27 protein-coding genes are annotated in these 23,385 nt (G+C 68.9%); 16 read left to right on the forward strand and 11 right to left on the reverse strand.

Going from position 1 to position 23,385, the window contains the following annotated elements; all coding sequences use genetic code 11:
* Nucleotides 1-105 precede the first annotated feature (105 nt).
* From CJ014_RS15585 to CJ014_RS15605, 5 genes are all read left to right on the forward strand, one after another.
* On the forward strand, nucleotides 106-1,332 hold the full coding sequence (locus tag CJ014_RS15585) for an MFS transporter (RefSeq protein ID WP_100081406.1): 1,227 nt from the start codon (nucleotides 106-108) through the stop codon (nucleotides 1,330-1,332).
* Nucleotides 1,329-1,976 carry an urease accessory protein UreE gene (locus tag CJ014_RS15590; RefSeq protein ID WP_100081407.1) on the forward strand — a complete coding sequence of 216 codons (648 nt, stop codon included), beginning with the start codon at nucleotides 1,329-1,331 and terminating at the stop codon, nucleotides 1,974-1,976. Before CJ014_RS15585 ends, CJ014_RS15590 begins: the two co-directional genes overlap by 4 nt.
* Complete coding sequence (locus tag CJ014_RS15595; RefSeq protein WP_245427378.1) at nucleotides 1,969-2,664, forward strand: urease accessory protein UreF; 696 nt, start codon at nucleotides 1,969-1,971, stop codon at nucleotides 2,662-2,664. Before CJ014_RS15590 ends, CJ014_RS15595 begins: the two co-directional genes overlap by 8 nt.
* The gene (gene ureG / locus CJ014_RS15600) at nucleotides 2,661-3,281 is read left to right on the forward strand and encodes an urease accessory protein UreG (RefSeq protein WP_100081409.1); all 621 of its coding nucleotides are present in this window, start codon (nucleotides 2,661-2,663) and stop codon (nucleotides 3,279-3,281) included. The genes CJ014_RS15595 and ureG overlap by 4 nt, the downstream gene beginning before the upstream one ends.
* A gap of 138 nt (nucleotides 3,282-3,419) precedes the next feature.
* Nucleotides 3,420-5,108: a methyl-accepting chemotaxis protein gene (locus CJ014_RS15605; protein ID WP_165790854.1), complete on the forward strand. Its 1,689-nt coding sequence runs from the start codon at nucleotides 3,420-3,422 to the stop codon at nucleotides 5,106-5,108.
* Between the two features lie 25 nt (nucleotides 5,109-5,133).
* Here CJ014_RS15605 and CJ014_RS15610 read toward each other — a convergent pair whose 3' ends face one another.
* Together CJ014_RS15610 and CJ014_RS15615 are read right to left on the reverse strand one after the other, a co-directional pair.
* Entirely contained in the window at nucleotides 5,134-5,352 is a 219-nt protein-coding gene (locus CJ014_RS15610; protein ID WP_100081411.1) for a SlyX family protein, read from the reverse strand.
* 12 nt (nucleotides 5,353-5,364) lie between these two features.
* Nucleotides 5,365-5,763 carry a YbhB/YbcL family Raf kinase inhibitor-like protein gene (locus CJ014_RS15615; protein WP_100081478.1) on the reverse strand — a complete coding sequence of 133 codons (399 nt, stop codon included), beginning with the start codon at nucleotides 5,761-5,763 and terminating at the stop codon, nucleotides 5,365-5,367.
* A 204-nt stretch (nucleotides 5,764-5,967) separates the two neighbouring features.
* Here CJ014_RS15615 and CJ014_RS15620 point away from each other — a divergent pair, with 204 nt between their 5' ends.
* From CJ014_RS15620 to CJ014_RS15630, 3 genes are all read left to right on the forward strand, one after another.
* The gene (locus CJ014_RS15620) at nucleotides 5,968-6,912 is read left to right on the forward strand and encodes an AEC family transporter (protein ID WP_100081479.1); all 945 of its coding nucleotides are present in this window, start codon (nucleotides 5,968-5,970) and stop codon (nucleotides 6,910-6,912) included.
* Nucleotides 6,913-6,981: 69 nt separating this feature from the next.
* Entirely contained in the window at nucleotides 6,982-8,088 is a 1,107-nt protein-coding gene (gene hisC, locus CJ014_RS15625) for a histidinol-phosphate transaminase (protein ID WP_100081412.1), read from the forward strand.
* Complete coding sequence (locus CJ014_RS15630) at nucleotides 8,085-9,026, forward strand: prephenate/arogenate dehydrogenase family protein (RefSeq protein WP_100081413.1); 942 nt, start codon at nucleotides 8,085-8,087, stop codon at nucleotides 9,024-9,026. The genes hisC and CJ014_RS15630 overlap by 4 nt, the downstream gene beginning before the upstream one ends.
* On the opposite strand, the gene CJ014_RS15635 is transcribed toward CJ014_RS15630, so the two are convergent.
* Complete coding sequence (locus CJ014_RS15635) at nucleotides 9,018-10,016, reverse strand: DUF2125 domain-containing protein (protein ID WP_165790855.1); 999 nt, start codon at nucleotides 10,014-10,016, stop codon at nucleotides 9,018-9,020. The two genes, CJ014_RS15630 and CJ014_RS15635, sit on opposite strands and share 9 nt — an antisense overlap.
* Before the next feature lie 156 nt (nucleotides 10,017-10,172).
* Here CJ014_RS15635 and CJ014_RS15640 point away from each other — a divergent pair, with 156 nt between their 5' ends.
* Nucleotides 10,173-10,703: a gamma-glutamylcyclotransferase gene (locus CJ014_RS15640; RefSeq protein ID WP_100081415.1), complete on the forward strand. Its 531-nt coding sequence runs from the start codon at nucleotides 10,173-10,175 to the stop codon at nucleotides 10,701-10,703.
* Here CJ014_RS15640 and CJ014_RS15645 read toward each other — a convergent pair.
* From CJ014_RS15645 to ftsE, 4 genes are all read right to left on the reverse strand, one after another.
* On the reverse strand, nucleotides 10,684-11,460 hold the full coding sequence (locus CJ014_RS15645; RefSeq protein ID WP_165790856.1) for a lysophospholipid acyltransferase family protein: 777 nt from the start codon (nucleotides 11,458-11,460) through the stop codon (nucleotides 10,684-10,686). The two genes, CJ014_RS15640 and CJ014_RS15645, sit on opposite strands and share 20 nt — an antisense overlap.
* A 203-nt stretch (nucleotides 11,461-11,663) precedes the next feature.
* Nucleotides 11,664-12,362 carry a YdcF family protein gene (locus CJ014_RS15650; protein WP_245427380.1) on the reverse strand — a complete coding sequence of 233 codons (699 nt, stop codon included), beginning with the start codon at nucleotides 12,360-12,362 and terminating at the stop codon, nucleotides 11,664-11,666.
* Nucleotides 12,363-12,422: 60 nt separating this feature from the next.
* Nucleotides 12,423-13,391, reverse strand: a complete 969-nt coding sequence (locus CJ014_RS15655) for a cell division protein FtsX (protein ID WP_100081417.1) — start codon at nucleotides 13,389-13,391, stop codon at nucleotides 12,423-12,425.
* Entirely contained in the window at nucleotides 13,388-14,047 is a 660-nt protein-coding gene (gene ftsE / locus CJ014_RS15660) for a cell division ATP-binding protein FtsE (RefSeq protein ID WP_026790729.1), read from the reverse strand. The genes CJ014_RS15655 and ftsE overlap by 4 nt, the downstream gene beginning before the upstream one ends.
* 598 nt (nucleotides 14,048-14,645) lie before the next feature.
* Here ftsE and CJ014_RS15665 point away from each other — a divergent pair.
* From CJ014_RS15665 to CJ014_RS15675, 3 genes are all read left to right on the forward strand, one after another.
* Nucleotides 14,646-15,656, forward strand: coding sequence for a zinc-ribbon domain-containing protein (locus CJ014_RS15665; RefSeq protein WP_100081418.1), 1,011 nt, complete (start codon nucleotides 14,646-14,648; stop codon nucleotides 15,654-15,656).
* Nucleotides 15,657-15,767: 111 nt separating this feature from the next.
* Nucleotides 15,768-16,298 carry a hypoxanthine phosphoribosyltransferase gene (gene hpt, locus CJ014_RS15670; protein ID WP_100081419.1) on the forward strand — a complete coding sequence of 177 codons (531 nt, stop codon included), beginning with the start codon at nucleotides 15,768-15,770 and terminating at the stop codon, nucleotides 16,296-16,298.
* A gap of 86 nt (nucleotides 16,299-16,384) precedes the next feature.
* Nucleotides 16,385-16,774: a response regulator gene (locus CJ014_RS15675; protein ID WP_100081420.1), complete on the forward strand. Its 390-nt coding sequence runs from the start codon at nucleotides 16,385-16,387 to the stop codon at nucleotides 16,772-16,774.
* 184 nt (nucleotides 16,775-16,958) lie between these two features.
* Here CJ014_RS15675 and CJ014_RS15680 read toward each other — a convergent pair whose 3' ends face one another.
* The 3 genes from CJ014_RS15680 to CJ014_RS15690 all read right to left on the reverse strand — a co-directional run bounded on the left by CJ014_RS15680 (nucleotide 16,959) and on the right by CJ014_RS15690 (nucleotide 18,954).
* The gene (locus CJ014_RS15680) at nucleotides 16,959-17,540 is read right to left on the reverse strand and encodes a cob(I)yrinic acid a,c-diamide adenosyltransferase (RefSeq protein ID WP_100081421.1); all 582 of its coding nucleotides are present in this window, start codon (nucleotides 17,538-17,540) and stop codon (nucleotides 16,959-16,961) included.
* 80 nt (nucleotides 17,541-17,620) lie between these two features.
* A complete protein-coding gene (locus tag CJ014_RS15685) occupies nucleotides 17,621-18,289 on the reverse strand; it encodes an alpha/beta hydrolase (protein ID WP_100081422.1) in 669 nt (222 codons plus the stop codon).
* 23 nt (nucleotides 18,290-18,312) lie between these two features.
* Nucleotides 18,313-18,954 carry a DNA-3-methyladenine glycosylase family protein gene (locus tag CJ014_RS15690; protein WP_100081423.1) on the reverse strand — a complete coding sequence of 214 codons (642 nt, stop codon included), beginning with the start codon at nucleotides 18,952-18,954 and terminating at the stop codon, nucleotides 18,313-18,315.
* A gap of 100 nt (nucleotides 18,955-19,054) precedes the next feature.
* Between CJ014_RS15690 and gluQRS the strand changes: the two genes are divergently transcribed.
* From gluQRS to metW, 4 genes are all read left to right on the forward strand, one after another.
* Complete coding sequence (gluQRS, locus tag CJ014_RS15695) at nucleotides 19,055-19,942, forward strand: tRNA glutamyl-Q(34) synthetase GluQRS (RefSeq protein WP_100081424.1); 888 nt, start codon at nucleotides 19,055-19,057, stop codon at nucleotides 19,940-19,942.
* A gap of 128 nt (nucleotides 19,943-20,070) precedes the next feature.
* Nucleotides 20,071-20,496 (forward strand): hypothetical protein, encoded by a 426-nt coding sequence (locus CJ014_RS15700; RefSeq protein ID WP_100081425.1) that lies wholly within the window; start codon nucleotides 20,071-20,073, stop codon nucleotides 20,494-20,496.
* Nucleotides 20,497-20,633: 137 nt separating this feature from the next.
* On the forward strand, nucleotides 20,634-21,845 hold the full coding sequence (metX, locus tag CJ014_RS15705) for a homoserine O-acetyltransferase MetX (RefSeq protein ID WP_100081426.1): 1,212 nt from the start codon (nucleotides 20,634-20,636) through the stop codon (nucleotides 21,843-21,845).
* Nucleotides 21,842-22,477: a methionine biosynthesis protein MetW gene (gene metW, locus CJ014_RS15710; RefSeq protein WP_100081427.1), complete on the forward strand. Its 636-nt coding sequence runs from the start codon at nucleotides 21,842-21,844 to the stop codon at nucleotides 22,475-22,477. Before metX ends, metW begins: the two co-directional genes overlap by 4 nt.
* A 70-nt stretch (nucleotides 22,478-22,547) precedes the next feature.
* Here the strand turns inward: metW and CJ014_RS15715 are convergent, their stop codons facing one another.
* Nucleotides 22,548-23,306, reverse strand: coding sequence for a class I SAM-dependent methyltransferase (locus tag CJ014_RS15715; protein ID WP_100081428.1), 759 nt, complete (start codon nucleotides 23,304-23,306; stop codon nucleotides 22,548-22,550).
* Nucleotides 23,307-23,385 lie beyond the last annotated feature (79 nt).

Below are 23,385 nucleotides of genomic sequence, written 5' to 3' on the forward strand. Positions count from 1 at the left end.
TCCTTCGGATCATCGAAAGCAACCGCCGCCGTCCCACGGTCTGCCGACGATGCCGCTTGCCGGCGGCAAGAATGCCTCGGGACCGTCTGGTCCGGAACGGAAATCATGACCCTGCGTCTTTATTTCCCGGCTCGCCTCCGTCTCGTCGGGGTGCTTGCCGTCACGCAGGTGATCGGCTGGGGCACCACCTTCGACATGCCGGGCGTGATGGCGCGGAAGATGGCGCCCGATGTCGGCCTCGGCATCGACACGACCTTCTTCGGCCTGACGCTGATGATGCTGGTGATCGGCCTCACCGGTCCGGCGGTGGGCGAAGCGGTGCAGCGGATCGGTGCGGCGCGGGTGCTGGTGATCGGCTCGGCGGCGTCGACCGCCGGCCTCGCCCTGCTCGCCGCCGCCCAAGGACCGGTCGGCTACTTCATTGCTTGGACGACGATTGGCGTGGCCGGCTCGCTGGCGCTGTCGGTGCCGGCCTATGCGGCGGCCGTCGAACGCGAGGGCGCGGCCGGCCGGCGGACCATCGGCGTGCTGATGATCTTCACCGGTGTCTCCTCGACCATCTTCTGGCCGATTCTCGACGCCGTCGATGCCCTGGTGGGATGGCGCCCGACCCTTCTCGCCATGGCCGGCCTGCACCTGTTCGTCTGCCTGCCGCTGCATCTTCTTGCCCTGCCGCCGACCGGCGCTCGTCCGGCCGAGCTGGAGACCGCCCGACGGCCGGCGGCCAGCCTCGGTCCCGACGGCGCGGCGCGCGCCTTCCTGCACATCGGCGTCGTCTCGGTCGCCTTTTCCTTCACCACCTTCGGCCTTGCCGCCGCCTATCTCGAACTGTTGCGCGGGGCGGGCGCCTCGGTGGAATACGCCCTGTGGCTCGGCACCGTCAGGCCGGTGCTCAGCATCGCCGCCCGCGCCGCCGACCTCGTGATCGACGGGCGGGGCGGCCCGCTCGCCACCACGGCAGCCGCGGCGCTCTTGATGGGCGGCTCCTTCGCGCTGCTTCTCATCGGCGTCGACGGCGCCTGGCTGTTGCCGGCCTTCGTGGCGATCTACGCCTTCGGCGCCGGCCTTTCGGCCATGGCGCGGGCGGTGTTGCCGCTTGCCTTCTTTCCGCCCGGCGAATTCTCCCGCCGGTCCGGCCGGCTGGCGCTGCCGCAGAATATCGCCAACGCCGTGGCGCCGGTCGTCTTCGTCGCCATCATCCATCATGCCGGCGTTGCCGCCGCCGCGCTGCTCGGCCTCGCCCTGATGGCGGCGGCGCTTGCCTCGGCGGCGCTTTTGGCTAAGCTCGTCCGCACACCCTTCCCTCCGTCCGCCAGGACCGACACGCCATGATCACCGCCACTCGCATCCTCCCCGCCGGCACCTGGTCCGGTACGCCGGCCGACACGCTCGCCCTCGAACGCGACGATCGCCATCGCCGCCGCCTCGTCATGCGTTGCGTCGGCAAGACCGTGTTCCTGCTCGATCTCAAGGAAGCGGCCGTGATGAAGGACGGCGACGCCCTCGAACTGGAAGACGGCCGGCTGATCCTGGTGCAGGCGGTGCCCGAGCGTCTTCTCGAAATCACCGCCGCCAGCCCGGCCGATCTCGTGCGCGTCGCCTGGCACCTCGGCAACCGGCACCTGCCGGCCCAGTTCCTCGGCGACCGGCTGCGCATCCGCTACGACCATGTCATCGAGGACATGCTGAAGGGGCTCGGCGCCACGGTGGCGCCGGTGCTGGCCGCCTTCGATCCGGAGGGCGGCGCCTACGGCCATGGCGAGGTCCACGGCCATGATCACGATCATGGGGAGCACGAGCACGCCCACGAGCATGGGCCGGAACGCCATCATCACGACCACGGCGAGGCCGGCGCCCATCACCACCACGAGCACTCCCATGCCCATGCCCATGGCGACGACTGCGGCTGTGGCCACGATCATGGCCATTCCCATGAACACGACCATTCCCATGGGCATGGCCATAAGCATGAGTGAACCCGCGGCCGGGGCGGCGCTGTCTCGCTTGCTGACCTGGCTGTCGCCGGCTTTCCCGGTCGGCGCCTTCACCTACAGCCACGGCCTCGAATGGGCGGTGGAGGATGGCAGCGTCACGTCGGCGGCAACGCTCACCGCCTGGCTTTCCGACATTCTCCGCCATGGCGCCGGCCGCAGCGACGCCATCCTGCTCGCCGCCGCCTTCCGCGTCGCCGGCGACGGCAGGATGGAAGACCTGCGGGAGATCGCCGCGCTCGCCTACGCGCTGCAGCCGTCGAAAGAGCGGCGGCTCGAAAGCGGGGCGCAGGGGCGCGCCTTTGTCACGGCCATCGCCGACACCTGGGGGGCGCCGACGCTCGTCGATCTGGCGGGGCGTGTTGCGCCCGATCCGGTCGCCTATCCGGTGGCGGTGGCGACGGCGGCGGCCGATCACCGCCTGCCGCTCGCCGAGACGGCCGAGGCCTATCTCACCGCCTTCGTTGCCAATCTCGTCTCGGCGGCGGTGCGCGCCGTGCCGCTCGGCCAGACCGAGGGGCAGCGGGCGATCCGCGATCTCGCGCCGCTCATCTCCGCCGTCGCGGCCGACGCCTTGGCCGCCTCGCCCGACAACGTCGGCGGCGCCTGTCTGCGGGCCGACATTGCCTCCATGGCCCACGAAACCCAGTACACGAGGTTGTTCCGCTCATGACCAAGACTGCCAACGGACCCCTGCGCGTCGGTGTCGGCGGCCCGGTGGGATCCGGCAAGACCGCCCTGATGGATGCGCTCTGCAAGGCCCTGCGCGACCGTTACCAGATCGCCGCCATCACCAACGACATCTACACGCGCGAAGACGCCGAATTCCTCACGCGCTCCGGCGCCTTGCCGCCGGACCGCATTGCCGGCGTCGAGACCGGCGGCTGCCCGCACACGGCGATCCGCGAGGACGCCTCGATCAATCTCGCCGCCGTCGCCGACATGAACGAGCGGTTCCCCGACCTCGATCTCATTCTCATCGAATCGGGCGGCGACAATCTGGCGGCGACCTTCTCGCCGGAGCTCGCCGACCTGACCATCTACGTCATCGACGTCTCGGCCGGCGACAAGATCCCGCGCAAGGGAGGGCCGGGCATCACCCGCTCCGATCTCCTGGTGATCAACAAGATCGACCTTGCCCCGCACGTCGGCGCCTCGCTCGACGTGATGGACAGGGACGCCGGACTGATGCGCAAGGGCAGACCCTTCGTGTTCACCGACGTCCGACGCGGCCACAACGTTTCCGACGTCGTCCGCTTCGTCGAGGAGGCGGGCGGCCTCGCCGGCTGATTTTCCCCGCCAGAGTAGATTGTTTGCTCCGGACAACAGTTTCACGCCATTGAACTCATTCGTAAGCTAAAGTTAACGGCCGCCGCCTAAATGGGAATTATCCCGGTTCCCGGGATGATACCGCTGGGGCACCTGACAATGTTCAGCATTCACTCCGTATCCGCCAAGATTGCAGCCATCGTCCTTCTGGCGATCGCCGGCCTCGCGACCATCGGCTACCTGGGCTATGCCGATCTTCGCTCCGAGCTGATGGGCCAGAAGAAGCTCGAGCTCCAGGACCAGGTCGAGACGGCGCGGTCGATGATCGAGGGCTTCCGCGATCGCGCCGCCAAGGGCGAGATGAGCGTGACCGAGGCCCAGGAGGCTGCCAAGGCGGTGCTGCGGCCGGTGCGGTTCGGCGCCGACAAGAATTATTTCTTCATCTACGATGCCGATGGCCGGAACATCCTCTTGCCGGGCAAGCCCGAGCTCGAGGGCAAGGACCTCATCGACATGAAGGACACCGACGGCAAGCCGATGATCCGCGACATGCTGGCCATCGCCAGGGCCGGCGGCGGCAATTACGAGTACATGTGGCTGAAGCCCGGCGACAAGGATGCGTCGTTGAAGCTCGCCTATGCCACCGCCGTCGAGGGCTGGAACTGGATGCTCGGCACCGGCTTCCACGTCGCCGACATCGAGGCGTCGCTGGCCGCCAGCACCCGCCGCATCGGCCTCATCACCCTGGTGTCCCTGCTCATGCTCGGCGCCCTGTCGTTCGTCGTCGCGCGCGGCATCGCCGGGCCGCTCTCCCGACTGACCCGCTCGATGGATCGCCTGCAGGGCGGCGACCTCGATGCCGAGATCTCCGGTGCGGCGCGCAAGGACGAGATCGGGCTGATCGGCCGCGCCGTCGCCCGCTTCCGCGATCTGCAGCGCGAGCGTATCGCCGCCGAGGCGGATGCCGAGGCGGCGCGGGCCGCCGCGATGGAAAAGGCGCGGCGCGACGCGCTGACCGGCCTCGCCGACGGCTTCGACCGATCGTTCCGCGAGACTTCGGCCGGCATCGAAAATACGGCGACCGGCTTCGAGCGCGTCGCCTCCGACCTGCTCGCCGTGTCGGATCATACGCGCCGCCAGGCCGAGGCATCGGCCGAGGCCGGCCGGCAGGCGAAGGACAACGTGCAGGCGGTGTCGAGCGCCGCCGAGGAGCTGTCGGCGTCGATCTCCGAGATCGTCGCCCAGGTCGACAAGGCCGCCGATATCTCGAGCGGCGCCGTCCGCGAGACGGCCCGGGCCACCGAGGTGATCCGCGGCCTCGACGAGGCGTCGGGCGAGATCGGCAAGGTGGTGGCGCTGATCCAGGAGATCGCCGACCAGACCAACCTCCTGGCCCTCAACGCCACCATCGAGGCGGCGCGGGCCGGCGAGGCCGGCAAGGGGTTCGCGGTGGTGGCGTCCGAAGTGAAGCAGCTCGCCGCCCAGACCTCCAAGGCCACCGACGAGATTTCCCGGCGCATCGGCGTGATCCAGTCGGCGACCGGCGAGGCCGTGGCGGCCACCGGCACCGTCGAGCAGTCGATCGAGCGGGTCAACGAGGTGGCCTCGTCGATCGCCGCGACGCTGGACCAGCAGAACGCCGCCGTTTCCGAAATCACCCGCGCCATTTCGTCGACGCTCGCCGCCGTCGGCAGCCTCGCCACCGACATGACGCGGCTGATGGAGAATGCCGAGGCGTCCGACTCCAAGTCGCAGGAAGTGGCCGCGCAGGCCCGCCGGATGCTCGGCGACAGCAAGGCGCTGCAGGCCGAGGTCGATCGGCTGATGCAGGAGATGCGCGCCGCCTGACGGCGCGCGTTTCACCGGACTTGCTTCAGTAGTGCGGCGGCGGCGGTTCGCGGCCGGCCGTCGCCCGCGCCGCCAGTTCCATTTCCTTGACCTCGTCGAGAAGGTTCGCCACGAGCCGTTTCAGAGTGTCGATCTCTTTCCACTGATCGGTGACGGCGGTGTTGAGGTCCTCGATCACCTGGTCCTGGTAGGCGATCTTCTCTTCGAGCGCATCGATGCGCGCTTCGGTCGTCTTGGCGATCATGTCTCGCCTCCGTCAGTTGGGGAAGGAGCGGGTGGCCGATGCCTCGCCGAGCGTCCGGCCGAAGGTGGTGCCGCGATCCCTGGCGGTCGCCGTCCACATGTAGCGGTGCGGGCCGGCCGGTGGGCAGGGGCCAAGATAGCGGAAGGCGCCGGCCGCAATCAGGCCGTTGCCGGCATAGGGCACCGTACCGCCGCCGTGGCGGAAATTGGGCGCGTTGAGATCGATCATCTGGAAGACGATGACGCGGGTGCCCGGCGGCACGTTGGCCAGGCGAAATTCCGGGCTGGCCACCACGGCCGGCCGGCCGCCGTCGCAGGCCGGCGTGGCGCCCCAGGCGAACGACAGCTCGAAGGCGGCGGCGGGCAGGGCAAAACCCGCCAGCGCGGCGGCGGCGGCAAGGCATCTCAGCATGGCGATGGTTCCGGACATGGCGGGAAGTGTGTCATTGCCACCCTCCATAGGCAAGCGAAGCGAATATCCGAACCGATCCGCATTGCTTCGGCCTTGCGGGAACAGCGAAACGGGGATTAGGCAGAAAGTCTCATTCTCCCGCCGATCTCCGACGCGCCGCGACGGCCGCCGGCCCTTCCTCGGCTCCAGCGCCGGTTGCCGCCCGTGATCGCCATCGCCCTCGACGTCCTGCCCATCTTCCTGCTGATCCTGATCGGTTATCTCCTCGTCCGCTGCGGCGTGATGAAGGCGGAGGTCGGCGACGGCCTTTCCGATTTCGTCTTCACCATCGCCATGCCGACGCTGCTGTTCAAGACGGTGGCGGTGGCGCATGTCGAGGGCAGTTCGCCCTGGACGATCTGGGTGGCCTATTTCGCCGGCGTCGCCGTCACCTGGACGGCCGGCCATCTGGCGGTGACCCGCCTGTTCGGCCGCGACGCCCGCATCGGCGTGCTGGCCGGCGTCAGCTCCGCCTTCGCCAACAACCTGTTCATCGGCCTGCCGCTGGTCCAGCGCATCGTCGGTGACGACGGCGTCGTGGCGCTGTCCATCCTGCTCTGCGCCCACCTGCCGGTGATGATGATCGCCGGCACCGTGCTGATGGAGCAGGCCGAGCGGCAGACCGGCGGCCGGCCGGCCCAGCCGGTGGGGGCCATCCTGAAGCAGGTCGGACGCAACCTCGTGCGCAATCCGCTGGTGGTCGGCCTGGTGCTCGGCTCGCTGTGGCGCATGTCCAACCTGCCGCTCACCGGCGTCGTCGGCACGGTGGTCGACGACATCGGCGACATCGCCAGTTCGGCGGCGCTGATCTCGCTCGGCATGGCGCTGATGAAATACGGCGTCGCCGACGGCGTCCGGCCGGCGCTCGTCACCTCGGCGTTCAAGCTGTTCCTGCTGCCCGCCTCCGTCTACGCGGCGAGCCGCCTGCTCGGCCTCGACGACACCTGGACGGCGGCGCTGGTGCTGACGTCGTCGGTGCCGACCGGCATCAACGCCTGGCTGATCGCCAACCGCTTCGGCGTCGGCCATGGCCTCGCCTCCTCGTCGATCACCATCACCACCGCCGTCGGTGTGCTGACCACGACCTTCTGGGCCTGGCTCCTCGGCTAAGTGCTTTTCCTTTGCGTGGCCGCAACGCCTGCCGTATGACGGGCGCCGGTATTTTCGAGGCGTCTTCCCATGTCCGACAGTTCTCTCGTGCCCGTCCCCCGCAGCGGCATCCTCGACATCGACCTCTACGTTCCCGGTGGTTCGAAGGCGGCCCCCGGAAAGAAGCTCCACAAGCTCTCTTCCAACGAGACGCCGCTCGGGCCGAGCCCCAAGGCGCTCGAGGCCTATGGGCGGGTGGCGGGCAAGCTCGAGCTCTATCCCGACGGATCGTCGACCGAGCTCAGGCAGGCCATCGCCGAAACCCATGGCCTCAACATCGACCGCATCGTCTGCGGCAACGGCTCGGACGAGCTCCTGCACCTGCTTGCCGAGTGCTACCTGTCGCCCGGCGACGAGGCGATCTATTCCGAGCACGGCTTCCTGGTCTACCGCATCTCCATCCTGGCGGCCGGCGCGACGCCAGTGGTGGCCAGGGAGACCGCCTACACCACGGATGTCGACGCCATCCTCGCCGCCGTGACGCCGCGGACGCGCATGGTGTTCCTGGCCAATCCCAACAATCCCACCGGCACCTACATCCCGATGGCCGAGGTGCGGCGGCTGCACGCCGGTTTGCCGGGCAACGTCCTCCTGGTGCTCGACGCCGCCTATGCCGAATACGTGCGCCGCAACGACTACGAGGGCGGCGTCGAGCTGGTCGCCTCGGCCGACAACGTGGTGATGACGCGTACCTTCTCGAAGATCCACGGCCTCGCGGCGCTGCGCATCGGCTGGCTTTACGGCCCCAAGGCCGTCGTCGACGTGCTGGAGCGGGTGCGCGGGCCGTTCAACCTCAACGCGGCTGCCATCGCCGCCGGCGCCGCCGCCATGTGCGATCGGGCCTTCGTCGAGGCGGCGGTCGAGCACAATCTCCGCTGGAGCGCCTGGCTCGCCGCCGAGCTCGGCAAGCTCGGACTAACGGTGACGCCATCGGTGGCCAACTTCCTGCTGGTGCATTTCCCTGACGAGGGCAAGACGGCCGACGCCGCCGACAAGGCGCTGCTCGCCGAGGGCGTGGTGGTGCGCAAGGTGGGGGGCTACGGCCTGCCCGACGCGCTCCGCATGACCGTGGGATCGGAAGAGGCCTGCCGCCGGCTCGTCGAGGTGCTGACGGTTTTCATGAAGGGGGCGGCATGAGCGACGCACTGTTTTCCCGCCTCGCCATCATCGGCATCGGCCTGATCGGCTCGTCGATCGCCCGGGCGGCCCGCCTCAACGGCCTGGTGGATGCTATCGCCATCTCCGATCTGTCGCCGGTCATCCTGAAGCGGGCCGAGGAGCTGTCGCTCGGCGACAGCTATCACGCCGCTGCCGGCGACGCCGTGGCGGACGCCGACCTGGTGATCGCCTGCGTGCCGGTCGGCGCCGCCGAGGCGGTGGCCCAGGCCATCGCGCCTCGCCTCAAGCCGGGCGCCATCGTTTCCGACGTCGGCTCGGTGAAGGGGTCGGTCGTCCGCCAGATGAAGCCGCACCTGCCGGACCACGTGCATTTCATTCCGGCCCATCCGGTGGCCGGCACCGAATACTCCGGCCCCGACGCCGGCTTTGCCGAGCTGTTCGTCAATCGCTGGTCGATCGTCTGTCCGGACGAGGGCACGCATCCCAAGGCGCTCGACCGGCTCGTCGCCTTCTGGGCCGGCATGGGCGCCAACGTCGAATGCATGAGCGCCGAGCGGCACGATCTGGTGCTGGCCATCACCAGCCATCTGCCGCACCTCATCGCCTACAATATCGTCGGCACCGCCGCCGATCTCGAGAAGGTCACCGAATCCGAGGTGATGAAATTCTCGGCCGGCGGCTTCCGCGACTTCACCCGTATCGCCGCCTCCGACCCCACCATGTGGCGCGACGTGTTCCTGCACAACAAGGACGCGGTGCTGGAGGTGCTCGGGCGCTTCCAGGAGGATCTGTTCGCCCTGCAGCGGCAGATCCGCTGGGGCGAGGGCGACCGGCTCTACGATCTGTTCAGCCGCACGCGGGCCATCCGCCGCGGCATCCTGACGCTCGGCCAGGACGCGCCGGAGGCCGACTTCGGCCGCTCCCACAAGGCGCCGCCGAAATCGCCGTCAGAATAGCGGTGCGAGCCGGGCGATCTCGCGGCCATTGGCCGACACGACGCCGTCGGTGACCTTGAGGCCGATGGAGCGGCCGCCGTCGTCGGCGGCCGAGCCCATGAAGACGAAGGCCATGACGAGGCCGGCGATCTCCGGCGTAAGGCTTCTGCCGCCGGCCGCGGCGGCGACCGCCAGCGCATTGAGGTCGCGGCCGGTCACTTGCCCTTCGGCCTCCACGAGGCCGGTCTCCGATACCGTGCCTTCGCCCGTGAGCGTCAGCGTGGCGCCGCCGAGTTCGGCGGCGAGCCGATGCAAGGTCAGCTTGCCACCCGCCGCCTGCCAGCCGGCGAGCGCCGCGGGACCGGCCGTGGCCATGTCGGCCTCGGCGAGGGTGGCGGCCAGCGTCAGGCGGATGGGAAGCGGCATCAGCGCCGTGTCGCCGACGGCGACCCCGAAACCGTCGAGCGTGGCGGCGATATCGGCATCTTTGGGCCGTTCGGCGGCGCGGGCCAGGAGCAGCTCGCCGCGCCCGATCGTCAACTTGCCCTCGGTGGCGCCGGCGAGCGGTCCGGTCGCCGTGAGGTCCCGGGTGGTGAGGGCAAGCCGGTTGGCGAGGCCATTGGCGAGGCCGACGCTGGCGGCCAGCTCGTTGGCGGACAGGGCGAGCCGCCGGCCGTCGGGGGCGGTATAGGAGGTCGGCGCCTCGAAGCGGAAGTCGAGCTGGCGCGGATTGAAGGCCGATCCCTTGCCGTGCGCGCCGGCGGTCGTGAACTTGCCGCCGTCGGGAAGCGCGACAGTGAGGCCGTCGCCGCAGTTGACGGTCAGCTCAAAGGGCCAGCCGCCGATCTTCTCGCCGGCGCAGTCGACGATGATGCCGTTCCTCGCCGACAGGTCGGCGATGGACTTGTGAAGGGTATCGCCGAGCCACCAACGGGCGCCGAACCATACGCCGGTCCACAGGATGGCGACCGCGACAATCGCCCAGAGACCCCATCGTATCGTCCGCTTCATGGCGCTTCCCCGCGACATAGAGGCGCCCCTATGGACGCACCGTTCACCTTCCATCCACTAGAGTAATATGGCGAAAGATGGAATCGTCTTCGCCGGGCGTTATATTCATCGGTCGGCATGCCGGTCGTCCTGACGGCGTCGGAACGGAGTGAAAGGATGGACGCGAGCATCTGGGTGTTCGGCTACGGCTCGCTGATGTGGAACCCCGGCTTTCCCTATCTCAGGTCGATGCAGGCGCGGATGCACGGCGTCCGCCGCGCCCTCTGCATTCGCTCGACGCATTATCGCGGCACGCCCGAAAGCCCCGGTCTGGTGTTCGGCCTCGACCGCGGCGGCTCCTGTCATGGCGTCGCCTTCGAGGTCGCGGACGCCGACCGCGAGGCGGTGATCGCCTACCTCAGGGCGCGCGAGCAGATTTCCATGGTTTACCACGAGGTCGTCCGGCCGGCGCGGCTTTCGAGCGGCGAGACGGTGGGGGCGCTGGTCTACGTCGCCAATCAGGGGCACGAACAATATGCCGGCGGCCTCGGCTTCGAGGAAATGCTCGCCATTATCCGCCGCAGCGCCGGCGAGATGGGGCCGAATCGCGACTACGTCACGGCGACGCTCCGGCGCCTGCAGGACATGGGCATCCGCGATCAGGCGCTGGAACGGGTGGTCCTGGCGCTCACGATGCCGGGGCCGTGAGCTCGGCGACCCGCGCGCGCGCCGTCGCCGGCAGGTCGTCTCCCCGCCTCGCCGCCTCGACCAGCAGCCGGTCGCAGGCCGCCTCGATGTCGCTCTCCAGCCTCTGGAACATGTCGCGCGGCTTGAGGCCGGGCGGGATCGGCTCCAGGAACTCGACGACGATGGTGCCGCGCCGGTGGACGCGCGCCTTGCGCGGCCAGACGGCGCCGGCGTTGTGGGCGACCGGCAGCACCGGCGCGTCGACCGACTTGTAGATCTGGGCGATGCCCTGCTTGTAGTCCGGCCGGGCGCCGGCCTCGGCGCGCGTTCCTTCCGGAAAGATGATCACCTGCCGGCCGGCGGCGACGGCGGCGCGGGTCCCCTCGATGACCTTTCTCAGGGCGGCGGTGGGGCTGCCGCGATCGATGGCGATGTTGCCGGCGAGCTTCAGCCACCAGCCGAACACCGGAATCCAGGTCAGCTCCCGCTTCAGGATGAAGGCGGGGTCGGCGAGCAACGGCACCAGCGCCAGCGTCTCGAAGGTCGACTGGTGCTTGGAGGCCAGGATGAAGCCACCCGGCGGGATGCGCTCGAGGTGACGGTATTCGTGGTGCGTGCCGGTGATCAGGCTGTGCAGGCGGATCAGCGTCGAGGTCCAGGCCTTCACGACGATCATCACACCCCGGTGGCCGCCGAGCGCGAAGGGGGCGCCGGCAATGGCCATGACGGCGGTCACCGAGAAGAAGGCGAAGCTGTAGAGGTAGGAACGGATCAGCATGGATCGTCTTCCGGCATGAGCGGTCTCTCGTTCAGCGCATCCGCTTGTCCGAAAAGTCTCGCAACTTTTCGGGCGGATGCGTTGGTTTCCCCCTTGCGCATCCGCTTGTCCGAAAAGTCTCACAACTTTTCGGGCGGATGCGTTGGCTTCCTCCTTGCGCATCCGCTTGTCCGAAAAGTCTCACAACTTTTCGGGCGGATGCGTCAGCCGAAAGTCCCGCCGACGAGTTCGGCGAGACCGTCGACGCCGCCGAGCGACAGGCGGAGGCGCGTTGCCGTATACTTCAGGTATTCCTGCAGGAGAAGCAGGATCACGCTCCGGTCCTCCGACCAGTTGCCGAGCGTCAGGCCGGGCCGGGTCACCGGATAGGGGATGAGGCGAATGTCCGGCATAGCGTGCGACAGCTCCAGCATGGAGCGCGGCATGTGGTAGGCGGACGTGACGACGATCAGCGATAGGAAGCCGTTGCGGCGCGCCCACTTGGCCGTTTCGAGGGCGTTGCCGATGGTGTTGGCGGCCCGGCGATCGAGATCGACGCAGCAGGCCATCATGTCCGGTTCCGCCTCGACCATGCGCCCCAGCCGGGTTGCCGAGGTGTCGGGGTGGACGCCGGAGATCAGCAGGCGCCGCGCCTTGCCGGCGGTCATCAGCTCGATGGCGCCGGTGATGCGCTCGGCGCCGCCGGTGAGCACGACAATGCCGTCGGCGGCGAGCGGCGACGGCGTCTGATAGTTGACGATGGTGTCGACGAAACGGAAGAAGCCGCCGAAGAAGAAGCCGCTGCCGATGAGCAGCGCGGCGGCAACGATGACGCCGATCGCGCGGCGCGCACGCGTGCGCTCGCCGAAGGCATGCTGGGGGCCGCCGGCTGTCTCTCTCGCGGGAGCAGACGATTCCATCATGACGTCATTCTAGAAAATCGGCCGGCGGTTGACAAATCCGGGTCTTTTCTGCCGGGCCCGTCAATCGAGCGCCGACAGCGACCTGCGCACGGCAAGGCGCGAGGTGAGCGCCGTCAGGAGCGCCACCGCCACGACGAGGGCCAGCACCAGGCCATAGGCGGTGCCCGGCAGCTCGAAGTGGCCGAACAGCGCCTCGATCTGGTCGGCGCCGGGCCGGCCGGCCGACCCGCCGATCGCCCAGGCGGCGATGGCCATGGCCAGCAGCGCCAGCGCGCCGCCGATGGTGCCGCCTTCGACGCCGAACAGCAGGAAGCGGCGCTGGAACTGGCCGGCGATGAAGCGGTCCTCCGCGCCGCAGAAGTGCAGCACCTCGATGACGTCGCGGTTTCCCGCCATGGCGGCGCGCGTCGCGAACACCACCGAGAGCACGAGGGCGACCAGCATCAGCGTCATCAGGCCGATGCCGGCGAACACCATGGAAGAGGCCATGGCCGACAGGCGGTCGACCCAGAGCGCGTGGTCGTCGACGCTGCCGCCCCTGATTTGCCGGCCGACCGCGTCGGCGAGCGCCTTGACGTCGAAGGAAGAGGCGTCGTCGATCGAAACGACGACCAGGCGAGGCACCGGCAGGGCGGAAAGGTCGGTGCCCGGCCCGAGCCATGGCTCCAGCAGCCGCTGCGTCTCGGCGTCGCTGAGGCCGCGGGCGCCGCCGACGCCGGAGAATTCCTGGGCCAGCGCCACCGCCTTGTCGACTTCGTCGTTGATCGCGACGCCGTCGAGCGGCCTGACCTCGATGGTCACCTCGCGGCCGATGTCGGACGCCCAGGCGTCGGCGGCCCGGTCGATCACCGAGACGACGGCAATGGTGAAGCCGGCAAGGAAGGTCATGATGGCGATGACCAGCACCAGCGTGCGGCCGGCGATGGCCTGTGGCGGCACGATCGGCGAGGCGTTGGCCGCGTCGGCGCCCGCTCTGGCCGCTTTGGGAACGGCGGCGGTTCTGGTGCGCTTGGGGACCGCCGTCTTCATTCGTAGATCTCGAGATGGCCGCCTTCGATGACCATGCGACGGGCGTCGAGCTGGTCCATCAGGCCGATGTCGTGGGTGGCGATGAGCACGGCGGTGCCCAGGCGGTTCAGTTCCAGGAAAAGGCGCAGCAGGCGGCGGGCGAGCGGCGGGTCGACGTTGCCGGTCGGCTCGTCGGCGAGCAGGAATTCCGGCTTGGTGATCAGCGCGCGGGCGATGGCGGCCCGCTGCTTCTCGCCGCCCGACAGCACCGGCGGGTAAACGTGCTTGCGATCGCCGAGGCCGACCCAATCCAGGAGGTCGGCGACGTCGGCGCGATAGCTCGCCTCGTCCTTGCCCAGCACGCGGTAGGGCAGCGCCACGTTCTCGTAGGTGGTGAGATGGTCGAGCAGGCGGAAGTCCTGGAAGACGACGCCGATGCGGCGGCGCAACGCCGGCATGTCGGCGCGCCGCAGAAGGGCGGTGTCCTTGCCGAAGATGGAGATGAGGCCGCGCGTCGGCTTGAGGTTGAGGAACAGCAACCGGATCAGGGTGGTCTTGCCGGCGCCGGAGGGGCCGGTCAGGAACTGGAACGAATGAGGGGCGATCGAGAACGTCAGATCGCTCAGCACCTCCCGCCCCGTTCCATAGCGGAGACCGACATTTTCAAACCTGATCATGTTTCTTTTCTGCCTCAGTCGCCGGCGGGCCTCCGGCCCTTGGCTTCCGCTCCGCGCGGCGCCGCTTGGCGCCGGAAGCCGCTTCACGCGGCTTCTTGTTCTTTGCCTCAGTCGCCGGCGGGCCTCCGGCCCTTGGCTTTACGCTCCGCTTTTCGTCTTTCGGGGCTTCGTCCCGAAAGACCCGCTCCGCGCGGCGCCGCTTGGCGCCGGAAGCCGCGCGTGCGGCTTCTTGTGTTTTCCAGCCTCAGTCGCCGGCGGGCCTCCGGCCCTTGGCTTCCGCTCCGCTTTCCGTCTTTCGGGGCTTCGTCCCGAAAGACCCGCTCCGCGCGGCGCCGCTTGGCGCCGGAAGCCGCGCGTGCGGCTTCTTGTTTTTTCCCGCCTCAGTCGCCGACGGGCCTCCGGCCCTTGGCTTTCGATTTGCGCCTTCTTGTCGTTGGCATGGCCCCAGACCTCATAATTGATGTTGCCGCCCTTGTCCTTAACGTTTCATTAAGCATGTTGCCGCCATCCCTTGGAAAAGCCACCGCGGCGGTGCAGGAGGCGCGTCGTCCGCCTCTTTCCAGAGGAATCCCGGCCGGCGGCCGATCGGGGGCCGAAGATGAGAATTGTCTGCCCCGCCTGCGAGACGGGGTACCAGATTGCCGACGGCACGCTCGGCGTCACCGGCCGCAAGGTGCGGTGCGCCCGTTGCGGCACCGTCTGGCATGCCACGCCGAACGATTATCCCGAAGCGCCGATCGCCGCCGTCCCCGTGGCGCGGACGCTGGACGGCGGACCCGAGCCCAGCGAGGACGAGTGGCGGGACGCCATTGCCGGCGACGGCCCCGGCAGCACCTTCGACGCCGAGGCGCCGTCTGCCGACCGGGGCGGCAACGACCAGTCGGCGATCGACGATCTGTTCGCGTCCGGTCCCGCCGAAAACGACGTGGCCGAGGCGGTCGCCGACGAGGATCCGGCGAGCGGCAACGATCAGTCGGCGGTCGACGACCTGTTCGCCGCCGGGCCGGCCGAAGAGAGGATCGAGACGGCACTGGACGACGAGGCGCCGCCGCCGGTCGCCGCCGACGCCTCTCCCACCATCGACGCGCCGCCGGCCGGTTTCGAGCGCCGCCGCCGCAAGGCGCGCGGCAAGGCCGGACGGGGCGCTTCGACCATCGTGATGATCGACCGGCACCTGTCGACGCCGGTCGCCTCGGCGTTGCTGATCGGCTTCCTTGTGCTGTTCTGCGTGGTCGCCGTGGTCGGCCGCGAAAGGATCGTGGCGACTTTTCCCGATTTCGCCGGCATCTACGAACTGATCGGCCTCAAGGTCAATCTGCGCGGCCTCGACTTCCAGGGCGTGGTCGCCCGCCAGGAGATGGACGGCTCGACGCCGGTGCTGGTGGTGGAAGGCGACGTCATCAACCTCGACAGCGAATCCAAGGGCTTGCCGGCCGTCCGCGTCACGCTGAAATCGTCGACCGGCCGCGACGTCTATGCCTGGAACTACACGCTGCCGCAGCGCAACATCGACCAGATGGGCAAGGTGCACTTCAAGACGCGGCTGCTGGCGCCGCCGGAAGCGTCGGTGACCGTGGAAGTCCGGTTTACAGACCAGCATCAGCCGTAATATAGCTCCGCGCGAAAGCGGCCGGGGCGGCGACGGTTCCGGATGCGCGCCCTTGCCAGTCCGTGGCGGATCGGGGCTCATCGACCGTCGCGCGCTCATGAGGAGACCGGGATGACGGGCAGGACCATCGACGTGCTGTTTTCGGAAGAGGCGATCGCCACGCGCATCGACGCCATGGCCAAGGAGATCGCCGCCGCCCGGCCCGACGATCTGATGGTGATCGCCATTCTCAAGGGCAGCTTCATGTTCGCCGCCGACCTCCTGCGCGCCCTGCATCGCGAGGGCCTCGAGCCGCAGGTGGAGTTCATGATGCTGTCGAGCTACGGCACGGGCACCACGTCGTCCGGCATCGTCAAGATCATCCGCGATATCGATACCGACGTCGCCGGGCGCTCGGTGCTGATCATCGACGACATCCTGGAGTCGGGCCGGACGCTGGCCTTCGCGCGGCGCCTCACCGAGGATCGCGGGGCGAAGGAGGTCAAGGTGGCGGTGCTGCTCGACAAGCCGGGCAAGCGCAAGGCGGAGATCGAGGCCGACATCGTCGGCTTCTCCTGCGCCGACGTGTTCGTGGTCGGCTATGGCATGGACGCGGCCCACGCCTATCGCCAGTTGCCCTTCGTCGGCGTTGTCACCGGCTGAGTGCATCCATCTGGCACGAGCAATTCAGTTGTGTAACAATCATATGGAATTTGTTCTGATTCCAACGGGAGTGCCCGGGGGCGACCATGGCGCGCATTCTGCTGACTGAGGACGACGAGTCGGTCCGGGCCTTCGTGAAGAGGGCGCTGGAACTCGATGGGCACGAGATCGTCGAGGCCGAGGATGGCGGCATCGCGCTGGAGATCCTCAATACGCGGCAGGACAGCTTCGATCTGCTGCTCTCCGACATCATGATGCCGGTGATGGACGGCATCGCACTGGCGCTTGCCGTCGCCCGCGACCATCCCGGTCTTCCCATCCTGCTGATGACCGGCTTCGCCGACCAGCGCGAGCGCGCCTTCGGGCTCGACAGCCTGGTCAGCGACGTCGTGTCCAAGCCATTCACGCTGGCCGAAATTCGCGTCGCCGTGGCGCGGGCGCTGGTCGGACGCCCCGCCGCCGAAAAGATCGCCTGAGGCGATCTAGAGCAATTTCAGCAAAAGTGGGAACCGGTTTTGCGTCCGAAATTGCGCCTATTCAAAGAGATAGAGCATTTTTGGCGAACCTGTTTTCGCTGGAAATGCTCTAGTCTTTTGTTCCCGCATCGGATTTGCCGAAAGCCGGAGTCCGCTTTCCGATCCGATTGCTTTAGCCGGGCGATCACTCCCGGTTCTGGCCGGGCACCCACAGCACGTCGCGGCCGCCAAGATCGTTGGCCCAGCGGCTCGCCACGAACAGGAAGTCGGACAGGCGGTTGAGATAGCGCACCGCTTCCGGGTTGATCGGCTCGCCCGCCGTGCGGGCCAGCTTCACCGCGGCCCGCTCGGCCCGCCGGCAGACGGTGCGCGCCATGTGCAGGTGCGCGGCGGCGGCGCTGCCGCCCGGCAGCACGAAGGTGGTGAGCGGCGCGAGGCCGCGGTTGAGATAGTCGATTTCCTTCTCGAGCCGCTCGACCTGGACGGACAGGATGCGCAGCGGCTCGAAAGCCGGCGGTTCGGGCGCTTCGGGTGTTGCCAGGTCGGCTCCGAGATCGAACAGATCGTTCTGGATGGCCCCCAGCATCAGGTCGAGGTCGGGATATTCGTCGACATGCAGGCGGGCGATGCCGATCGCCGCATTGGTCTCGTCGACACTGCCGATCGCTTCGAAACGCGGATCGTCCTTGGAGCGTCGCTCTCCGGTGGAAAGGCCGCTCGAGCCATCGTCGCCGGTGCGGGTGTAGATGCGATTGAGCCGAACCATGTTGCCTCCTGGCGAAGCGTACCCCGCATATTCGCGTAGATGGAAGGGGCGCTCAATCCGTCATTGGGCGGCGGAGGTTGTCAGCGATCGCCGCCGGGAAGGTCGACGCCGAGCGCCTCGGCGATGGTCCTGAGGCCGAGGACGAGGCCCATGCGGTCGATGCCGTGACCGAGGCCGGGCGACAGATGCAGCGACACCGGCACTCCCGCGGCGGTCAGCGCGGCGGCGGCCATCCGGCTGCTTTCGACCGGCAGCACCTGGTCGGCGGTGCCGTGGACGAGCAGCACCTTCGGCTTGGCCGTGATTTCGCCGAGACGCTCGGCGCCGGCGAGATAACCCGAATAGCCGACGATCAGCGCCGGCGCCACCTTGCGCCGCAAGCCGACGTGCAAGGCCATCATGGTGCCCTGGCTGAAGCCGACCAGCACGAGGCGATCGGGCGCAACGCCCCAGCGTTCGAGCTCGGCATCGAGGAAGCGGTCGAGGGCCGGCCCGGCGGCGGCGACGCCGGTCCACCGCTCGGCGTCGTCGCGCATGGTCAGCGGAAACCACTGGCGGCCGCCCGGCGCCATCGGGCAGGCATCCGGCGCGTGGGGCGAGGCGAAGGCGACATCCGGCAGGAAGGGCGCCCAGCTTTCGGCGATGTCGTAGAGGTCTTCGCCGTTGGCGCCGTAGCCGTGCAGCAGGACGACGAGAGCATCGGCCTTGCCGCTTGCGGGTTCGAGGCGGGGACCGTCGATATCGGCCATGGAAAGCTCCTTCCGGGATCGGTTCAGACCGGGAGGACGTTCCTGCCCTGCCGCATCGCCTTGTAATAGGCCCAAAGCAGTTTGGCCGCAACGCCGCGCCAGGGCGACCAAAGCTCTGATATCGCCCGCAATTCCTTTTCGCTGGGACGATCCGGCAACACCAGCGCCTCGGCGGCGGCCACTTGCAGCGCGAGATCGCCGGCCGGCAGCACGTCGGCATTGCGGGCGCAGAACAGCAGGAAGATTTCGGCCGTCCAGCGGCCGATGCCGTGGATGGTCGTCAGCTTCTCGGTCGCCGCCTCCGGCGGCTCGGCGGCGAGGCCTGCGAGGTCGAGGCCGGCCGCCGCCGCTTCTGCCAGGGCGTGGAGCGTCTTGACCTTGCCGCGCGACAGGCCGGCGGCGCGCAGGGCCTCTTCGGTCTGCCGCAGGTAGCTTTCGGCCGTCGCCTCGCCAAGCAGCGCCTCGAAGCGGCTCCATATGGCGTCGGCGCTCGATACCGAAAGCTGCTGCGCCACGACGATGCGGGCGATGCCCTCGAAGCCGGGCGGGCGGTAGCGGATGTCGACGGGGCCGGCCGCCGCCCTGACCGGGACAAGGCGCGGATCGACGCGCTCGAGATAATCGAGGCCCTCGATCATGTCGGCGTCGGTCAGGATGAGGCGCATGGCGGGTCCTTCTTCGGCACGAGACTTCAGCATTGCGAACGTATACTGTCCAGCCCGCCAGAAGCCGGCAGCAGCGCCGGCAGCCGCCACCGCCCGAGAGATGACCGTTCCCGTCTTCCGTTTCGCGCCGTCGCCCAACGGGCCGCTGCACCTCGGCCACGCCCTGTCGGCGCTTCTCAATGCCGACATGGCCGCCGAGAGCGGCGGCCGCATGCTCGTGCGCATCGAGGATGTCGACGTCACCCGTGCCCGGCCCGAGTACGAGCGCGCCATCCTCGACGATCTCGACTGGCTCGGCATCGGCTACGAGACGCCCGTCCGCCGGCAGTCGGAGCACGCCGACGACTATGCCGCCGCCCTCGACCGCCTCGCCGCCCTCGGGCTCGTCTATCGCTCGTTCATGAGCCGGACGGAGATCGCCGCCGCCATTGCCGCCGAGGAGGCGCGCAACGGCCGGCCGTGGCCGCGCGATCCGGATGGCGCGCCGCTCTATCCCGCCGCCGACCGCGACCGGCCGGTAGACGAAGCGCAGGCGCTTGCCGCCGCCGGCCGGCCGTCGGCGTTGCGGCTCGACATGGAAAAGGCGGTCCGTCTCGCCGGGCCGCTGTCCTGGCGGGAATTCGGCGACGGCCTCGGCGGTCCGGGCGAGACGGTGGCCGCCGATGCCGCCGCCTGGGGCGACGTCGTGCTGGCCGGCAAGTTCGCGCCGGCCGCCTATCATCTCGCGGTCGTCGTCGACGACGCGCTGCAAGGGGTGACCGACGTGGTGCGCGGCCGCGATCTCTATTTTTCCACCGCCGTGCATCGCCTGCTGCAAACGCTGCTCGGGCTGCCGGCGCCGCGCTACCATCATCATCGGCTGATCGTCGGCGCCGACGGCCGCAAGCTGTCGAAGTCCAGAGGCTCGGAAGGGCTGGCGGCGCTGCGGGCGGCCGACGCCACCGCCGCCGACGTCAGGCGCATGGTCGGCCTCGCCGTCCGGCATTGACCGGCGGTTGGACCGGAGCGTCGGGCACGCGGGCTGAAGGGCGGTCTTGTGCGGCCGGCGGCGCTGGGCGAGTATTCGCGCTGCCGGTCGGCCGCCTGCGAGACCGAACCGACGCCCGGAGCGTCTTCATGCGTGCTCTGCTCATCGCCCTTGTCCTCATGGTCTCCACAGGCAATCCGCCGGCCGTCGCCGCCGATGGCGTGCCGGCCTATGCCGATCTTCTCGCCGACTGCGCCGCCTCGAGCGACACCGCCTGTCCCGGCCAGCAGAAGGCGCTGGCCGCGCAATGGCCGAAGGCGCTTGCCGGCAGTGTTCCGTCGCTCCGGAATTTCGCCTTCTGTCTCGCCGACGGCTGCTACGGCGCCTTCAGGGTCGATCCGGTGAGGGCCTGCGCCCTGCGCATCGTCGTCGCGGCGATCGGTGACAGGCCGATTCCCGCCGAGGATCGCGACAACTTCGATCATGATTGCAGCCGGCTCGGCGCCGACGACCAGCAGGCCGCCAAGCTCACGGCGCGCGATCTGGTCCGGGCCATCCGTCAAGCGGCACGCTGAACGGATGTTCCGCCGCGCCGGGCGGCCGTGGTGGCGATTTCCTTGACATTTGCCGTCCCCGTTCCGATAGCTAACCACCTTCGAGGCGGCAGGCACGGCGCGTGCCGCCCGGAAGCTGCCCGGATGCTGAAGAGACGATGCTGGACGCGACCCTTACCGAGACCGATGCGCAGGCGAGCCTGCGCCGCAGCGAGGCCGACAATCCTTCGAGCCTCGTCATGCGCTTCGGCACGGACGCGCCGCTCACCCTCGACGCCGGTCCGGCGATCGCTCCCTGGCAGATCGCCTACCAGACCTATGGCGAGCTCAACGCCGACCGCTCCAACGCCATCCTGATCTGCCACGCGCTGACCGGCGACCAGCATGTCGCCAGCACCAATCCGGTGACCGGCAAGCCGGGCTGGTGGACGCTGATGGTCGGCCCCGGCCGGCCGATCGACACCGACCGCTTCTTCGTCATCTGCTCCAACGTGCTGGGCGGCTGCCTCGGCACCACCGGGCCGGCCAGCACCAATCCGGACACCGGCCAGCCCTATGGGCTCGACCTGCCGGTGGTCACCATCGCCGACATGGTGCGGGCGCAGGCCATGCTGGTGACGGCGCTCGGCATCGACCAGCTGTTCGCGGTGGTCGGCGGCTCGATGGGCGGCATGCAGGCGCTGCAATGGGCGGCGAGCTATCCGGAGCGCGTCTTCTCGGCGGTGGCGATCGCCACCAGCTATCGCCATTCCTCGCAGAACATCGCTTTCCACGAGGTGGGGCGTCAGGCGGTGATGGCCGATCCCGACTGGTGCGGCGGCCGCTATCTCGAGGCCGGGCGCAACCCGAAGAAGGGCCTCGCCGTGGCGCGCATGGCCGCCCACATCACCTACATGTCCGACCGCTCGCTGCACCAGAAGTTCGGCCGCAACCTGCAGGACCGCGAGGCGGTGGCCTTTGGCTTCGACGCGGATTTTCAAATTGAAAGCTACCTTCGCCATCAAGGCATGAGCTTCGTCGACCGCTTCGACGCCAATTCCTACCTCTACGTCACCCGCGCCACCGATTATTTCGACCTCGCCGCCGACCACGGCGGCGTGCTCGCCAACGTCTTCAGGGGGACGAAGACGCGCTTCTGCTTGCTGTCCTTCACCTCCGACTGGCTTTACCCGACCGCGGAGAGCCGGGCGGTGGTGCATGCGCTCAACGCCGCCGGCGCGCCGGTCAGCTTCGTGGAGATCGACAGCGATCGCGGCCACGACAGCTTCCTGCTCGATATTCCCGAACAGTTCCGCATCGTGCGCGGCTTTCTAACCGGCGCGGCGCGGGCGCGCGGCATCGCCGGCCCGGCGGAGGAAGACAATCGATGACCGACCTGGCCGACCTTGCCTCCGACGTCCGCATCGACCTCAGGCTGATCGCCGACCTGATCGCGCCGGGTTCGCGCGTGCTCGACGTCGGCTGCGGCGACGGCGCGCTGCTCGAGCTCCTGGAGCGGACGCGCGGCGTCGACGCGCGCGGCATCGAGATCAGCCAGGAGGGCGTCAACGCCGCCGTGGCGCGCGGCCTGTCGGTGATCCAGGGCGACGCCGACAGCGACCTCGTGCAGTATCCCGACCAGTCCTTCGACTACGTGGTGCTGAGCCATACCATCCAGGCGACGCGCAACGCCCGCCGGGTGCTCGACGAGATGCTGCGCATCGGCCGCCGCGTCGTGGTGTCGCTGCCGAACTTCGGCCATCTCGACGTGCGCTTCCGCCTGATGTTCCTCGGCCGGATGCCGGTCTCCAAGCGTCTGCCCTATTCCTGGTACGACACGCCCAACATCCACTTCTGCACCATTCGCGACTTCGTCGAACTGGCCAGGGAGGTCGGCGCCCATGTCGAGCAGGCGATCGTGCTCGACGGCGCCGGCAAGCGGCTGCCGTTCAGCCTGCCGTGGATCGTCTGGAACGTCCTCGGGGCGCAGGCGGTGTTCCTGCTGTCGCGCGACGGCCGCTGACGACGATCTGGTCTTTTGTTTTTCGCATCGGATTTTCCGAAAGCCGGATCCCACTTTCCGGTCCGATGCCTTAGGCGGTGGGGCCGGTGCGGTGCGGGCTGGGCAGGCCGGCCGGCGACGGCAGCAGCACGGGACGGATGGCCGGCGAACGGACGCGGCGGATGACCGGTACGCCCTGGTGGAGATGCTTGGCCGCTTCCACCAGGATGACGCCGGCAAAGGCCGGCCACAGGCGGGAGCCGATCGCCTCCCAGCGGGCGCTGGCGTGCATGAAGTGGCGGCGCGGCACCGGCATCACGTAGAGCGCCTCGTCCCAGGCGGTGGGCGAGAAGGAGGTCTCGCGCAGGAGCTTGGTGATCTGGCCGCGCGAGAAGGGCCGGCCGTAGCCGAAGGGCGAGGTGTCGACGCGCGCCCACAGGCCGCGCCGGTTGGGCACGACGGCCAGCACCCGGCCGCCGGGCGACAGCACCCGCCAGGCTTCCTTCAGGAGCTCGGCCGGATCGTTGGCCATCTCGAGCGCGTGAACGATCAGCAGCCGGTCGATCGACGAATCGGGCAGCGGCAGCATGTCGTCGCAGACGAGCGCCGAGGCGGAAGGACCGCCGGCCGGCCAGTTGACCGCGCCCTGCGCCGCCGGCATCAGCGCCAGCGTGCGGTCGGCCTCGTCGCGGAAGGGCGCAAGGTAGGGCGTCGCGAAGCCGAGGCCGGCCAGCCGGTCGCCGGCGACGCTCGGCCAGATCTTCCTGAAATGATCGACGAGGATGGGTCGGATGACGTGGCCGAGGTCGCTCGAATAGAAATCCCTGAGGTCGACGACGTCGAGAAACATGCTGAGCTCCGGGGCAGCCCTTGCCCTTTCCGCCATATTGATCGACTGTCGCTCCACCGCAATGGGCGGCGGTCGCTTT

It is taken from the genome of Pleomorphomonas carboxyditropha (assembly GCF_002770725.1).
GTDB classification, from domain to species: domain Bacteria; phylum Pseudomonadota; class Alphaproteobacteria; order Rhizobiales; family Pleomorphomonadaceae; genus Pleomorphomonas; species Pleomorphomonas carboxyditropha.